Consider the following 13,946-nt stretch of genomic DNA (forward strand, 5'->3'; position numbering starts at 1 on the left):
AGAATTGTCCACTTTTTGCGGATGGGAAATAAAAAACAAAAAATAGGGATGTATCACGTGATGGGTCTATTCGGTGTAATCAAATAAAAATAAGATGACACTTAGATAGACCGCACTTAAGCATGAGGAGCGTATATGCAGCCAAGTCGCCAGCATAGCCAGTTGCATGCCGTTGCACAGCAATTGGTTCGTATTTCCAGTGTGGCCGCAGAAATCTATCAAGATCAAATGGATCTGATTGGGCATTTTACAGCACAAAATATGTTTCGAATTGATCCTTTGCAGCATCGGGTCGAATTGTTGAATGGTCTGTTTAGCCTTGAATTTTATTCGCCAAAATCGCATACAAATTTAATAGAAACCCACTTTGAATTTGCGGGGCAACAGCAAGAAGCGTTTGAAGATTTTTTCTTACATGATCTGCATTTTTTGACAGGGGATTTAAAACCGCAGCATTCCTTATTTTTGCGTAAGCAGGCGCAGCAATTGCGGCAATTGATTCTGCAGCAAGTTTATCTTTGGGTAGATGGTGCAGCACGGGTTAAGCAATTGTTGTTGCATTTAGATGCCATGCAGGCACAAATTTTAGATCAGGCATTAATGCAGGTAGACGATCAGTATCAACCAGTATTGACCAAATTTGTGCAGCAAGGGCAGCCGGTTCCTGAAGATGTTTTAACTGCTTTATCGACACTATGCGCTTTGGAATTTGTAGAGGGTGAAACCTTTTTGCCAGTGCAAGCACTGATGCTAAGTTATGATGATTTTTGTTTTAGTGCAGCAGAATTTCTGCCTAAAGCCATGTATCGTATTTTAAGTATCTCATTTCCAGAGCGATTTAATTTACAGGATTTAATCGATCATCAGGACGATATTCGGCTGTTGTATCGACACTCGGTAGAGCAGAGCCATTTATTGGGCTTTGTGCGGATTATGAACCGTGCGGTCTGGGCCGAAGATAATATTCTGGCCAAGCGGCATTTTCTGGAAAAAAATACCCGCATCTGGCAGACCAAAGTTGCGCGTTTGCCACTGTTTGATTATCCACGCGCAGTCAACTGGCTGTTTCGGCAATCGAAACTGGTGCTGGACTGGCTCAGTGACAATATTCATCATTCCAGTGTCCGTGTGGCGGTGGTGGCGCTAAGTTTTGTCGATTGCAGCCAGATTCATCCACGGATTATTCTGGCCACCTTGCAGTATTTCCAATATGCCTCGGCGCGGCTGTTTATTCAGAGCTGTGATCATTTCGCGCTGCAACATCAATGGTTTGAACATCAGCATAATTCCCGGGTGGTGCAAAAAGGCCAGCGCCAGTCGCTGGAAGACCCGCGCATTAGCATCAGCCCGTCTATTTTGTATTTAGATGAATGGATGAATTTGCTGGCGATTGTCTCGGCACAGGATGAACTGCAGGTGAAACAGGTTTATGCACGTTTAAGCCGGGTGATGCAGGCCTATATGCTGCATCTGCATAAGGTCACGGCAGAACTGCCGGCTGAATTAATGCAGTTTATTCATCCGGAGAGTCAGCAATCGCGTGACTTTATGCACTGTTTACGCCGTCATCAGTTGACGCTGGAGCAATTCCGGCAGCTGTTTTATTTAAAGGCCGGGCCGGTGCGTGAATCGGTATTTGATGCCTATGTGCGCGATTATCTGGTCGATTATTTTAATGAAAAAAATTACACCCCGAAAAATGTCAGCTGGAGCAGTATTTTTCAGCGTGCGGTGCGCTGGCATCATGAGGTGCATAAAGCCGAAATTCTGGCTAAGCTGAAAAAACAGTTAAACGTCCGCCACTGGCCGCCCGTATCGCTACAAGGCAGAACCCAGTATCTGGGCTGGTGCTTTGAGGAACTGAACAGTCTGGACCGGATTATTCAGGAGTCGCGCAGTTTTCATCATTGTCTGGCAGTGAGTTATAGCCAGAAAATTATTGAAGGCGAATATGTGGCTTTTCATATGTCATCGCCGTGTTATCGCCAGTCCTTAACGCTGGGTTGTCATCTGCTCGATGGACAGCTGCGCTTTGATCAGCTGGAATATCCGAACAATCATAAAGCGGAGCAGTTGCTGGTCAATATTGCGGAACAGTTTATTCAATGGCTGAACAGCCGCTTAAAACCGGACCCATCTGCCGGAACTTTATGACAAGTGATGTCGCCAGATGTGGTTTTTGCCTTAACTTTTTGCTGAAAAATGGGTAGGCTATAGCCGTTCATCTACGGTATAGGTCTTATGAAACAGGAAACTGCACTCAAACTCTTAAAAGCGGGCGAAAATGTATTTTTAACAGGCTCGGCCGGTGCAGGGAAAACCTATACGCTCAATCAGTACATCAACTATTTAAAAGCACGTAAAGTGCCGGTGGCGATTACGGCCTCGACCGGAATTGCCGCCACACATATGAATGGTATGACCATTCACACCTGGGCCGGCATTGGTATTAAAGATGTCTTGTCTGATGCCGACCTGAAAAATATGAAAGAGCGCAAATACCTGAAAGAACATCTGGAAAATGCGCAGGTCTTGATTATTGACGAAATTTCGATGCTGCATGCCAAGCAGTTGAATCTGGTCAATCAGGTGCTGAAATATTTTAAGGAAAGCGATGAAGCCTTTGGTGGTATTCAGGTGATTGTCGCCGGTGATTTCTTCCAGTTACCGCCAGTGGGCAGAAATGATGAACGTAATCGTGATAAATTCTGCTTTATGTCAGAGGCCTGGGTCGAGGCTAAATTCCGGGTCTGCTATTTGACCGAGCAGCATCGTCAGGGCAATGACTTTTTAAATGATATTCTCAATGCGATTCGTCGTCAGGATATTGGCCCGCAGCATCTGCAGGCGCTGCAAAATACCCGTCAGCAGGATATTGGCGAGACCTTTACCCGTTTGTATACCCACAATATGGATGTCGATACCATCAACTTTAAGCATTTAAATGAAATTGATGCTGAAAGTCGCCAGTTCGATGCCAGCTGTGATGGGAATGACAAACTGATTGAAACCTTAAAATCTTCGGTGCGTGCGCCTGAAACCTTGACCCTGAAAAAACATGCCAAAGTGATGTTTGTTAAAAACAACTTTGATATGGGCTATATCAACGGCAGTCTGGGCGAGGTGATTGGCTTTGAAGAAGATGATGAATATGGCTGCCTGCCGAAAGTCAAATTAACCGATGGCACGGTGCTGCTGGTCGAACCGGAAACCTGGTCGATTGATAATGAAGCGGGTAAAACTATTGCCAGTTTCCAGCAAATTCCATTGCGTCTGGCCTGGGCAATTACCATTCATAAATCACAAGGCATGACCTTGGAAGCGGCAGAAATTAACCTGAGCCATACCTTTGAAAAAGGTCAGGGCTATGTGGCACTGTCACGTTTAAAAACCTTAGATGGTCTGCGTTTATTGGGCTTTAACGAGCAGGCGCTGGAGCTGGACAGTCTGGCAATTAAAGCTGATCGCCGTTTTCAGGAACTGTCAGAGGAAGCAGAACAGAATTTTGCCGAGATTGACCTGACCGCACAGCATAAAGCCTTTATTCGGCATTGTGGCGGTACCTTGAATGAGGTTGAAATTGAACGCAATGAACGGAAAATCGCACGCAGTGGCGGCAAGCAGAATTATGCCTCGGCAACGCTGGATGAAACCCGGGCCTTGTTTGAGGAAGGTTATGAGATTGATGATATTGCCCATGAACGCGGCCTGACTCCAGCGACGATTATTAACCATCTGGCGCGTTTGCATAAGGAACAGGGACTAGATATTTCGGTGGCGCATCCGGGTGAGGAAGTGGTGGAGCAAATCCGCAAAATTTATAAACGCCTGCAAAAACGTCAGCAAAGTGATCATTTTAATGATGATGGCACGATCAAGCTGCGCCCGATTGTCGAGCTGACCAGCCCGCGCATGGGCTATGATCAGGTGCGTCTGGCTTTGTTATATGTAGAATAAACTTTTCATCTTTCCATCATCAAAGAGCATCTTAAAGATGCTCTTTTTTATGCTTATTCGGTATTTAGACGTATTTTAACTCATCTTCATCTTGCTTAAAAACAGCGCCATCTCTTAAAAGCTGCCTTATTTAGAATAATGAAACCAACTCATGGAATTTATGCTAAGATGAATTTAATTCATATTTTTATTTTTTAAGGCGACATTGTGTTCCGCGCAGTGCATCTCCTGATTTTGAGATACTTCATTTCCCATGCTTGAAATTCGTCATTTAAAAACCTTATTGGCCTTACGCGAACATGGTTCACTGGTGGCCGCGGCCAATGATTTATGTCTGACTCCATCTGCCATTTCCCATCAGTTGAAAGAGCTGGATCACTGGTATGGGGTGGAAGTGGTTAATCGTCGCTCGCGTCCGGTGACGTTTTCCAATGTGGGGCAGCGTTTACTGAAACTGGCAGATGACATTTTGCCGCAGATCCAGATTGCCCAAACCGATATTACCCGGATTGTGCATGGGCAAACCGGCCGGATTATTTTTTCTTCGGAATGTCATAGCTGTTTTGACTGGCTGATGCCGCTGTTAAATCAGTACCGTCAGCAATATCCCGATGTCGATTTGGACTTTGCTTCCGGTTTTGAAGCCAATCCGCATGAATTATTACAACATGCCGAATTTGATCTGCTGATTACTGCTGACCCGATTGCCTTAAAAGGCATCGAATATTTCCCAATTTTTGAATATGAGTCGCGTCTGGTACTGTCCAATACCCATCCACTGGTACGTGTTGCGGACATTTCGGTGCAGGACCTGGCCGAAGAAACCTTAATTACCTATCCGGTGGATAAACACCGCCTGGATATTATGGCCAAGCTGTTTATTCCGGCCAATATCTATCCGAAAGCCATTCGCACCACAGATTTAACCCAGATGTTAATCCAGCTGGTGGCCAGCGGTCGGGGGGTGGCGGCCTTACCGGACTGGGTGGTAAATGAATATGAACAAAAAGGTTGGGTCACTTCACGCCGTCTGCATTGTGTTTCGGCAGAAGGGTTACGCCGTACGCTGTATGCCGGTTATCGCAGTGAAGAAAAAGAAAAAAGCTATTTTGAAGGCTTCCTGAAACAGCTGGAAAAATTTTCGCAAAAGCGTAGTCATTACTATGCACAATAACATCCGCACAAATAGCATAATTTTTGAGTAAATAATGGTGATGCTTCAGGTCGCTGAAGCATCAGCCAGCTACGCTATTTACTCAGGAAAAACATAAGCTGAGATGTTTTTTCAATAAATGGCAGTTACTGAACTTGATAAGCTCAAGTCACAAGATTGAAGTGAGTAAGGGTATGTCCAAAGTACAATGGTTCAGCAGGGATATTTGGATTATTTGTGCAGGTTTTGTCGCGGCGATGCATGTCGGTAAATTACCGCCAGCGGTGCCGGTATTACAGCAGGAACTGGGGATCGGGCTGGTAAAAGCTGGTTTGTTGCTGTCGCTGGTGCAAGGGGCTGGTATGCTGTTTGCACTGACCTTGGGCAGTTATGTCGAAAAAATTGGACTGAAACGCTGTGTCTTGCTTGGACTGGGCTTACTAAGCGCAGCCAGTTTGCTCGGTGGGTTTAGCCAAAGCGTCAGCAGTTTGCTGCTGCTGCGGGTAGTGGAAGGATTTGGCTTTTTACTGGTGACCTTAAGTGGTCCGGCCTATATTCGCCAGCTGGTGCCGGCAGAAGAAATTTCCGCCAAAATGGGCTTGTGGAGTGCCTATATGGGCGGCGGCATGGGGATTTCCTTATTACTGACGCCGTGGCTAATCACCATGATGGGCTGGCAAGGGGTATGGCTGATGCTAACACTACTGACCTTAAGCCTGTTTGCGCTGGTCGCCACCCGAGTGCCGAAACCGCAACAATCAACCCAGAAAATTGAAGTGTATCAGCTGATCAAAACCACGCTCAAACATCCACCAGCGTGGATGCTGGCATTGATGTTCGGCACCTATGCCGGACAATGGTTTAGTCTGGTCGGTTTCTTGCCAACCATCTATCAGCAAAACGAGATTTCCTTGACGCTGGCAGGTGCATTAACTGCGTCGGTGGCGATTGCCAATGCAGTCGGGACCTTTGCCTGCGGCATCATGTTGCAGCGCGGTTTGTTGCCTAAAACTTTAGTCCAAACCGGTTTTATCATCTTGATGCTGTGTGCCTTAAGTTTCTATATCTTTCAGGCCCAGTTACCATTTTTACTGCAGTTTGCCTGCGTGTTTAGCTTTTCGTTATTTGGTGGTCTGGTCGCCGCGGTGGTCTTTGCTCAAGCCTTGCGTTTTGCGCCTAGTCCGGTGGCCATTAGTGCGACCATTGGCATGATTTTACAGTGCTCAGCGACATCGCAGTTTCTGTTGCCACCAGCAATTGCTGCGATTGTTTCTGCCACCGGAGACTGGTTCTGGGTCGGTATTGTGATGGCTGCGTTCTCGGCAATGGGCTGGCTATTATGCCAAAAGCTGTTTCAGGCCGATGTACGTGCCTAATCGTGTATCCGTATCTCTTTAAAGCCGTGTCTGTATGAAGCGGCTATTTAGAACCAATCAATAACGATAAAATGCCGGCGGCAATTAATGGTCCGACCGGCACACCGCGCAGCAAGGCCACACCGGCAACCGTACCAATCAGCAGGCCAGCGACAATATTCGGTTGATGGCTCATCAGCTGTACCCCACGTGCACCGAGCCAGGCCACAAACAGGCCTATGCCAATCGCGAGTATGGATTTCCAGTGCATAAATGATTTCAGGATTTCATCACCGGGGATTTTACCGCTGGCAATGGGCGTTAGTACGCCAATGGTCAAAATGATAATGCCAATATTTAAACCATGCTGTTGCAAGAGCGGAAAATATACTTCCAGTGGTGTGATGCGAAACACGATTAACACCGCGGCGGCAATGGTGACGGCAGTATTGTGACTAAAAATACCGCAGGCCAATAAAATAAGCAGAACAATCAGGTTTAAATCGAGGTGTGACATACAGGCTGAACACGGTGGCATGGGAGAAAAAGAGGCCATTATTGTAGCCTTTTTCAGCGGGGCCTGCTGATAGATTCCAACTCCAGCGCGGTTTCAGTATAAAATACGCCATCTTCCATATTGATACAGCTTTCACTCCACAGGTAATTCGATGACTTTAGAAAAAATGTTGCAATCGCAAGGCTTTGGTTCACGCAAACACTGCCAGCAGCTGATTCAAAATGGTGCGATTGCCATTGAGGGTGAAGTCATCACCCAACCCAAACAGAAACTGCAGTTGCAGGGTTTAAAATTTTCGGTCTATGGGCAGGACTATACCTATCGGGAGAAGGTCTATATCGCGTTAAACAAACCGCAAGGTTATGAGTGTTCACATCAGGCCACCCATCATTTTAGTGTGTTTGATCTGTTTGACGATATTTTGCTGAATCGTGGCCTGCAATGTGTGGGACGTTTAGATCAGGACACCACCGGTTTGTTATTGCTAACTGATGATGGCCAGTTTTTACAGGCGCTGACCCATCCGAAAAAGCATGTGGCCAAAGTCTATCGCATGTACACCGCAGATCCGGTCACAGATGCGCAAATCCAGCAACTGGCAGATGGAGTCGAACTGCGCAATGAAAGCGGCATTTTTGCTGCCACCGATATTTGCCGTCTGGCCGAGCACGAGCTGGAAATGACCATTCATCAGGGTGTCTATCATCAGGTAAAGCGGATGCTAGCAGCAGTTGGCAATAAGGTGGAAAAGCTGCATCGTCAGCAAATTGGCGCTTTAAACCTGCCAGAACTCGAGTTGGGGCAGTGGATCTATTTAGATGACGCCCAGGTACAGCAGGCGCGTACCCGGATGCAGGATTAAACCGGCTTTTAATAGATTGGGCTATTTTAAGAAACAGTGGTAGGTCTGAAACTCATTGTCTTTAATAAAGCCCATCTGTTCATACAGTTGATGCGATTGATAGTTGTTGTTCTGGGTTTGCAGACTAATCCGTAGTGCATTGTTATGACGGGCAAAATGAATTGCGGTATCAATCAGCTGTTTGGCCGAGCCTTGACGACGATAGACCGGCGTCACATAGACATCATCCAGAATATAATAGGTGGTACAGGCCACCGAAGAAAAGCCTAAATACAGCAGGATAAAACCGGTAATCACCTCATCTTTCACATGAATAAAAATCACACTTTCATGATTTTCAAAACGCTGTTGTAAAAACTGGTGTGAAAGCTTCAGGTTAGAAGATGCACCATAAAATTGACGATATTCATCAAATAATACGGCCAGCTGCTCGAGATCTGCTACGGTTGCGCGTCTGACAATCATCCATGACTCCCTGCATATCTTATTGTTGTCTATGCAGCATAACCAAGTTTTTAGCAGATTAAATTAAAATATTGTTTATAAATACAACACTGTTAACTTTTGTCAGTTTCACCCAAGAGGGCATTTAATTCGGCAAACAGGTCCAGATCTTCATCGTCCAGTGGGGAAGTGTCGGTGCTGACGGGCGCAGGTGTGGGTGTGGCCTGAGTATTTTGCTGTTCTTGCTTGAGCTTTCTTAACTTGATCAGCTGCTCCAGATTAATATTCTGGTTTTCGATAGAAAAAGGAATAGATTTGGTCAGAACGACCTGTTTAAAGAACAGACGAACCGCTTGTGCCGGTGTAATCCCCAACTGTTTAAACACGGCAAAAGCCTGTTTCTTTTCCTGAGAATCCAGGCGAATTTGATAAACTTCAGTTTTTCTCATGATTTTAATTAATTTAAGTGCACTTAACTGTGTAGACACATTTTAATCTAACCATTTGTAATTTCAATATTCATACACAGGAAAAATTGAAATAAATGTAATGACAATTAGATTACAGTGTCAGGTCAAATTGGGAGCTAAACGCCATTGCTGCTTTGCTGATTGGGTCCTGAAAGCAAATATCTTTGGCCAGAAGCTGTAAAGGCGCAGAAAAATCATCTTCCGTTTTATGCTGCACCTGCGGATAAAATGGATCGTTTAAAATAGCAATTCCAAGCTGATTTAAATGCACCCGCAATTGATGCTGCTTACCGGTGACAGGTTTAAGCAAATACTTTGCCAAATGACCGTTATGCGCTAACAGCTCAATATCGGTTTCGCTGTTGGGTACTCCATCCACCACCTGCATGGTATAAAACGGCTGACCTTTTTCCATGCGGTAACGGGTGGTGCAAGGAAAACTTAAATCGGCACGAAAAGGTGCAATCGCATGATAGGTCTTGCGGACCTGACGTTCGGCAAACATTTGCTGATAAAGACCACGACTGGCCGGCTGTTTGGAAAATAGCACCACGCCGGCAGTTTCCCGGTCTAAACGGTGAATCGGGGTCAGCTGTTCATTGCCAGTTTGCTGTTTCAAACGCACCAGTAAGGTTTGCTGCACATATTGTCCGGTTGGGCTCATGGTCAGAAAATGTGGTTTATCTACCACCAGCAAATCTTCATTTTCAAATAAAATCTGATGCTGAAACGGCACCGTTACTTCATGGGCCAAAAAACGATAGTAAAAACAGTGCGTATGCGCCTGAAAAGGACTGTCGATGTGTAGACGCTGACCGTGCGCATCATAGACCAGCCCATCCTGAAAGCGCGACTGCCATTCAGCAGCGGAAATATGCGGAAACTGCTGGCACAGGTAGGCATACACTGTACGTGCCGATGATAGCTGCAAATAAACTTTGCTGGCGCTAACGCCATTAATCATCGGGGGAATAAAATCGGCAGTGGAGCTCATGAACGGGTGCACATCTCAAATTAGGTAACAAATGCTGTGAAAAAATACAGATTCTGACGCAGTCGAATAGGCTTTTAAACGGCTGCGATGCTATCATAATTGCTGTTTTGAATCATGTCGCGAGTATTATGCAGTATTCATTTTGTCTGAACCTGAACAATGAACAAGAGACCCAAAATCTGGCTCAGGTTTTGGCGGCGCATTTCCCGCGCGGGGTGATTTATCTGATTGGGGATTTGGGCGCAGGGAAAACCACGCTAACCCGTTATCTGTTACAAAGCTTAGGTCATCAGGGATCGGTAAAAAGTCCCACCTATACCCTGGTGGAGCCGTATCAGGTCAATGGTCAGGATATTTTCCACTTTGACCTGTATCGCCTGAATGACCCGTATGAACTGGAGCTGATGGGCATCCGCGATTATCTGGATACAGCAAACGCCTTATTTTTATTTGAATGGCCATCAAAAGGTGGGGATGAAATTCCAGCACCGGACCTGATTATTAATATTCTAAAGTCTGAAGATGAACTGAGCCGCACCGCAACTCTCAACTCGTCTTCTGCCGCTTTGCAACACGCTCTGGAGCAGAATTTTACCCATGTCGGCTGATTTAAGTACACGTCGTATCCGCGCGCTTGATCCGGCACTGGCCAACCAGATTGCCGCCGGAGAAGTTATTGAGCGTCCGGCTTCTGTGGTCAAAGAATTATTAGAAAATGCGATTGATGCCGGTGCGACCGAACTGATTATCCGGGTGGAACAGGGCGGCAGTACCCTGATTGAAATTATTGACAATGGGCGCGGCATTCATCCTGAAGATCTGCCCTTGGCAGTGATGCGTCATGCCACCAGTAAAATTCAAACTGCCGATGATCTGCATGCCATTGTCAGCCTCGGTTTTCGTGGTGAAGCACTGGCATCCATTGCCGCAGTATCGCGTTTAAGCCTGATCAGCAGCCAGACAGATGAAGGGGTGGGCTATCAGGTTGAAGTGAATGGCACGGCTTTTGATCATCAGGAGATTGTGCCGGTGGCTGCGTCGAAAGGAACCCATATTCGGGTGCAGGATCTGTTTTTTAATGTGCCGGCACGCCGTAAATTTTTAAAAAAGCCGGGTACCGAATTTGGCCATATTGAAGAAATTGTGCGCCGTCTGGCACTGACGCATTTTGATATCCGTTTTGTGCTGGAACATAATAACAGCATCAAGCTGAACCTGCCGGTTGCTGACAGCGGCGAGCTGCGTTTTCAGCGTGTACAGCAATTGCTGGGACGACAGTTTACCGAAAATGCTTACTGGATTGATGCCGATAGTATCAGCATGCGTCTGTCGGGCTGGTTGGGCCATCCTTCCGATGCGCGGGCACAGGCCGATTTACAATATGTCTATGTAAATGGCCGGATTGTTAAAGACAAGACCATCTCACATGCGCTGCGCATGGCCTATGATGGTATTTTGCATGGTCATCAGCATGCGGCGTATTTGCTGTTTCTGGAAGTTGAACCTGAAAATATTGATGTCAATGTGCATCCAACCAAGCATGAAATCCGCTTTTTAAACCAGCGTGAAGTGCATGAGTTTGTGCGTCATTATGGCAAAGAAACCCTGGCACAGTTCCAAACCGCCAGTGCCGACTTGGCCACGGCCATGAAAACTGAAACCTCGGAGCCGGTGTTTGCGGCGCAGCCACGTTATCAGGAACAGTTCCAGCTGCATAAAGCAGCCGAAGCCATCGTGCCAGGATCTAATCAGGCGGCACCAGAATTACTGACAGATTTTAGCGATGCCCGCCCGCAAAGTGTGGATTATGCATTGCCACAAGGCCAGAAAATGGCCAGTGGTCAGAATACCGGTTATAGCAATGGCTATACCGGCTCACAGCAGCTGAACAATGCGCTAAAAAGCTATCTGGCACCGTTACGTGAGCTGGATGAATCTGCATTGTCCAGCCCACAGTCGGCCGCAGGTGATACGCAGCCAGCTCCGGTAGATGAACATCCGCTTGGGATTGCCATTGCCCAGTTACACGGAATTTATATTCTGGCGCAAAATACCGAAGGCTTGATTATTGTCGATATGCACGCGGCGCATGAGCGGATTTTATTACAGCAAATGAAATCGGCTTGGGATAAGCCGGAATTCTGGACCTCACAGCAGCTGCTAATTCCTAAAGTGATTAGCATTAGCCGGATGCAGGCGATGCGGATTGAAGAGCTAAAACCGCAGCTGGCACGTTTAGGGCTGGATCTGGATCAATATGGTGATGAGCAGGTGATTGTGCGTGGGGTGCCGGCGATTTTGCATAAGGCCAATTTTGATGCGCTGATTCCTGAATTGTTGAATGATCTGGACCCGGCCGATGAAGCACAAGCGCTGCTACAAAAACGTGATCAGATTCTGGCCGGCATGGCCTGTCATGGTGCCGTGCGTGCGCATCGTATGCTCAGCCTGTCTGAAATGAACGCCTTGCTGCGCCAGATGGAACAAACCGAATTTGCCAGCCAATGTAATCATGGCCGCCCGACCTGGCGTGCCTTTCCATTGGCTCAATTAGATAAACTTTTTGCTCGAGGAGAGTAGTGGTACATGTCAAATCAATTGCCGGTCATCAATTTAATGGGACCTACTGCAAGCGGTAAAACTGCTTTGGCGTGTGAACTCTATGAACTGGGGCATTTTGAGCTGATTTCAGTCGATTCCGCTTTGGTGTATCAGGATATGGATATTGGCACCGCCAAACCAAGCAAAGCCGAGCAGGCGCGTTATCCGCATCATCTGATTGATATTATTACCCCTTTAGAGGTGTATTCTGCTGCGCAGTTTGTAGAAGATGCCTGTGCTTTAATTGATGATATGCATGCGCGTGGCAAAACCCCGATTCTGGTGGGCGGAACTATGCTGTATTTCAAGGCCTTGCTGGAAGGGTTGTCCAGTAATTTGCCAAGTGCAGATTATGCGGTGCGTGCTGAAATTGAAGATAAGGCGGCACGTGAGGGCTGGGAAGCCGTGTATGCCGAATTGTGCGCAGTAGATGCTTTAGCCGGACAGAAATTTAAAGTCAGCGATAAGCAGCGGATTATCCGGGCCTTGGAAGTGTTCAAGTTAACCGGCCAGCCCATTACCAAACTACAAGCAGAACAACCCAAAAATGTACCATATCGTTACACTTTTCATAATCACGCCTTGCTGCCAGATCGGGTAGAATTACATCAACGTATAGAAAAACGATTAGAAATAATGTGGTCAATGGGTTTTTTGAATGAAGTAGAAAAACTTATTGAAAAATACGATTTAGATGAGAATTTACCCTCTATGCGCTCTGTTGGATACCGACAAGTTTTAGAATTTCTAAAGAAAAGTGATAAAAGTCTCAATAAAAAGCACGAAATGGAGGATAAGGCCCTATTTGCAACACGACAACTTGCAAAACGTCAATATACTTGGCTCAGATCGTTGCAGGAGTCGCATAAAATTCAAACATATTTTACGATAAAGCAGGCTCAAGAAGACTTGCGAAACTGTTACGGATAAAGCAAAATTTATGAACTGTCTTTTTTATAAATTTTAATTGAAAAATAAAGATAGTTTTTGCGCTGATTTTTAATTATTTTTGGAGTTATAACATGTCTAAAGGTCAAACTTTACAAGATCCGTTCTTGAATTCTCTCCGTAAAGAACGTATTCCAGTTTCTATTTTCCTTGTAAACGGTATTAAATTACAGGGTCATATCGAATCTTTTGACCAGTATGTGGTGCTATTAAAAAATACAGTAAGCCAAATGGTTTACAAACACGCGATTTCTACAGTTGTACCTGCACGTAATCCACGTCCTGCTGGTGCACCTGCTGGTGCTCAAGGCGCTGGTGGCTTCGGTGGTCAAGGCGGTGGCTTCGGCGGCGGTCAAGGTGGTGGCTTTGGCGGTCAAGGCGGCTTCGGTGGTCAAGGCGGCGGCTTCGGTGGTCAAGGTGGCTTCGGTGGTCAAGGCGGCTTCGGCGGTCAAGGTGGTTTCGGTGGTCAAGGTGCTGGCTTCGGTGGTCAAGGCGGCTTTGGCGGTCAAGGCGCTGGCTTCGGTAGTCAAGCTTCTGGTTTTGACAACGACTCTAAATTTGAAGATTCTCAAGAAGATGACAACAACCGTTAATCAATATTAAGGGCTTAAGTTCTCTTATAAAAAAACCGCTGAATTCAGCGGT

At 46.3% G+C, this 13,946-nt stretch carries 13 protein-coding genes; 9 read left to right on the plus strand and 4 right to left on the minus strand.

Translation table 11 applies throughout. The annotated features are described in order from the left end of the window. The first annotated feature begins 135 nt into the window (after positions 1 to 135). The 4 genes from FTU50_RS09135 (at position 136) to FTU50_RS09150 (ending at position 6,486) form a co-directional block, all read left to right on the plus strand. The gene (locus FTU50_RS09135) at positions 136 to 2,154 is read left to right on the plus strand and encodes a hypothetical protein (RefSeq protein ID WP_180054552.1); all 2,019 of its coding nucleotides are present in this window, start codon (positions 136 to 138) and stop codon (positions 2,152 to 2,154) included. Between the two features lie 87 nt (positions 2,155 to 2,241). After that, complete coding sequence (locus FTU50_RS09140; RefSeq protein ID WP_127801731.1) at positions 2,242 to 3,957, plus strand: AAA family ATPase; 1,716 nt, start codon at positions 2,242 to 2,244, stop codon at positions 3,955 to 3,957. Positions 3,958 to 4,210: 253 nt separating this feature from the next. Next, positions 4,211 to 5,131 (plus strand): LysR family transcriptional regulator, encoded by a 921-nt coding sequence (locus tag FTU50_RS09145; RefSeq protein WP_104470102.1) that lies wholly within the window; start codon positions 4,211 to 4,213, stop codon positions 5,129 to 5,131. Positions 5,132 to 5,304: 173 nt separating this feature from the next. Then, positions 5,305 to 6,486: a CynX/NimT family MFS transporter gene (locus FTU50_RS09150; RefSeq protein WP_257222799.1), complete on the plus strand. Its 1,182-nt coding sequence runs from the start codon at positions 5,305 to 5,307 to the stop codon at positions 6,484 to 6,486. A 43-nt stretch (positions 6,487 to 6,529) separates the two neighbouring features. Here FTU50_RS09150 and FTU50_RS09155 read toward each other — a convergent pair whose 3' ends face one another. Continuing rightward, positions 6,530 to 6,982: a DUF441 domain-containing protein gene (locus FTU50_RS09155; protein ID WP_034597660.1), complete on the minus strand. Its 453-nt coding sequence runs from the start codon at positions 6,980 to 6,982 to the stop codon at positions 6,530 to 6,532. A gap of 151 nt (positions 6,983 to 7,133) precedes the next feature. Between FTU50_RS09155 and FTU50_RS09160 the strand changes: the two genes are divergently transcribed. Next, on the plus strand, positions 7,134 to 7,844 hold the full coding sequence (locus FTU50_RS09160) for a pseudouridine synthase (protein WP_005177444.1): 711 nt from the start codon (positions 7,134 to 7,136) through the stop codon (positions 7,842 to 7,844). 21 nt (positions 7,845 to 7,865) lie between these two features. Here FTU50_RS09160 and FTU50_RS09165 read toward each other — a convergent pair whose 3' ends face one another. The 3 genes from FTU50_RS09165 to FTU50_RS09175 all read right to left on the minus strand — a co-directional run bounded on the left by FTU50_RS09165 (position 7,866) and on the right by FTU50_RS09175 (position 9,752). Then, positions 7,866 to 8,309: a GNAT family N-acetyltransferase gene (locus tag FTU50_RS09165; protein WP_005177446.1), complete on the minus strand. Its 444-nt coding sequence runs from the start codon at positions 8,307 to 8,309 to the stop codon at positions 7,866 to 7,868. 92 nt (positions 8,310 to 8,401) lie between these two features. Next, a complete protein-coding gene (locus FTU50_RS09170) occupies positions 8,402 to 8,737 on the minus strand; it encodes a type II toxin-antitoxin system RelB/DinJ family antitoxin (protein ID WP_005177448.1) in 336 nt (111 codons plus the stop codon). Between the two features lie 112 nt (positions 8,738 to 8,849). Continuing rightward, the gene (locus FTU50_RS09175; protein ID WP_180054550.1) at positions 8,850 to 9,752 is read right to left on the minus strand and encodes an RluA family pseudouridine synthase; all 903 of its coding nucleotides are present in this window, start codon (positions 9,750 to 9,752) and stop codon (positions 8,850 to 8,852) included. 128 nt (positions 9,753 to 9,880) lie between these two features. Here FTU50_RS09175 and tsaE point away from each other — a divergent pair, with 128 nt between their 5' ends. From tsaE to hfq, 4 genes are all read left to right on the plus strand, one after another. Next, positions 9,881 to 10,360 carry a tRNA (adenosine(37)-N6)-threonylcarbamoyltransferase complex ATPase subunit type 1 TsaE gene (gene tsaE, locus FTU50_RS09180; protein WP_075166770.1) on the plus strand — a complete coding sequence of 160 codons (480 nt, stop codon included), beginning with the start codon at positions 9,881 to 9,883 and terminating at the stop codon, positions 10,358 to 10,360. Beyond that, on the plus strand, positions 10,350 to 12,332 hold the full coding sequence (mutL, locus tag FTU50_RS09185; protein WP_180046270.1) for a DNA mismatch repair endonuclease MutL: 1,983 nt from the start codon (positions 10,350 to 10,352) through the stop codon (positions 12,330 to 12,332). The genes tsaE and mutL overlap by 11 nt, the downstream gene beginning before the upstream one ends. A 6-nt stretch (positions 12,333 to 12,338) precedes the next feature. Then, positions 12,339 to 13,283 (plus strand): tRNA (adenosine(37)-N6)-dimethylallyltransferase MiaA, encoded by a 945-nt coding sequence (gene miaA, locus FTU50_RS09190; protein ID WP_163145865.1) that lies wholly within the window; start codon positions 12,339 to 12,341, stop codon positions 13,281 to 13,283. A 92-nt stretch (positions 13,284 to 13,375) separates the two neighbouring features. After that, positions 13,376 to 13,894, plus strand: coding sequence for an RNA chaperone Hfq (hfq, locus tag FTU50_RS09195; protein WP_104472242.1), 519 nt, complete (start codon positions 13,376 to 13,378; stop codon positions 13,892 to 13,894). The last annotated feature ends 52 nt before the right edge of the window (positions 13,895 to 13,946 follow it).

The sequence above is a fragment of the Acinetobacter sp. YH12112 genome (assembly GCF_013418945.1).
Taxonomy (GTDB): domain Bacteria; phylum Pseudomonadota; class Gammaproteobacteria; order Pseudomonadales; family Moraxellaceae; genus Acinetobacter; species Acinetobacter indicus.

What these genes read in the sequence shown, in the direction of transcription:
- FTU50_RS09150 (WP_257222799.1), top strand. Translation starts at nt 5,305, where the DNA reads ATGTCCAAAGTACAATGGTTCAGCAGGGATATTTGGATTATTTGTGCA.
- FTU50_RS09135 (WP_180054552.1), top strand. Translation starts at nt 136, where the DNA reads ATGCAGCCAAGTCGCCAGCATAGCCAGTTGCATGCCGTTGCACAGCAA.
- tsaE (WP_075166770.1), top strand. Translation starts at nt 9,881, where the DNA reads ATGCAGTATTCATTTTGTCTGAACCTGAACAATGAACAAGAGACCCAA.
- FTU50_RS09155 (WP_034597660.1), bottom strand. Translation starts at nt 6,982, where the DNA reads ATGTCACACCTCGATTTAAACCTGATTGTTCTGCTTATTTTATTGGCC.
- FTU50_RS09170 (WP_005177448.1), bottom strand. Translation starts at nt 8,737, where the DNA reads ATGAGAAAAACTGAAGTTTATCAAATTCGCCTGGATTCTCAGGAAAAG.
- FTU50_RS09160 (WP_005177444.1), top strand. Translation starts at nt 7,134, where the DNA reads ATGACTTTAGAAAAAATGTTGCAATCGCAAGGCTTTGGTTCACGCAAA.
- FTU50_RS09165 (WP_005177446.1), bottom strand. Translation starts at nt 8,309, where the DNA reads ATGATTGTCAGACGCGCAACCGTAGCAGATCTCGAGCAGCTGGCCGTA.
- FTU50_RS09140 (WP_127801731.1), top strand. Translation starts at nt 2,242, where the DNA reads ATGAAACAGGAAACTGCACTCAAACTCTTAAAAGCGGGCGAAAATGTA.
- FTU50_RS09145 (WP_104470102.1), top strand. Translation starts at nt 4,211, where the DNA reads ATGCTTGAAATTCGTCATTTAAAAACCTTATTGGCCTTACGCGAACAT.
- miaA (WP_163145865.1), top strand. Translation starts at nt 12,339, where the DNA reads ATGTCAAATCAATTGCCGGTCATCAATTTAATGGGACCTACTGCAAGC.
- hfq (WP_104472242.1), top strand. Translation starts at nt 13,376, where the DNA reads ATGTCTAAAGGTCAAACTTTACAAGATCCGTTCTTGAATTCTCTCCGT.
- mutL (WP_180046270.1), top strand. Translation starts at nt 10,350, where the DNA reads ATGTCGGCTGATTTAAGTACACGTCGTATCCGCGCGCTTGATCCGGCA.
- FTU50_RS09175 (WP_180054550.1), bottom strand. Translation starts at nt 9,752, where the DNA reads ATGAGCTCCACTGCCGATTTTATTCCCCCGATGATTAATGGCGTTAGC.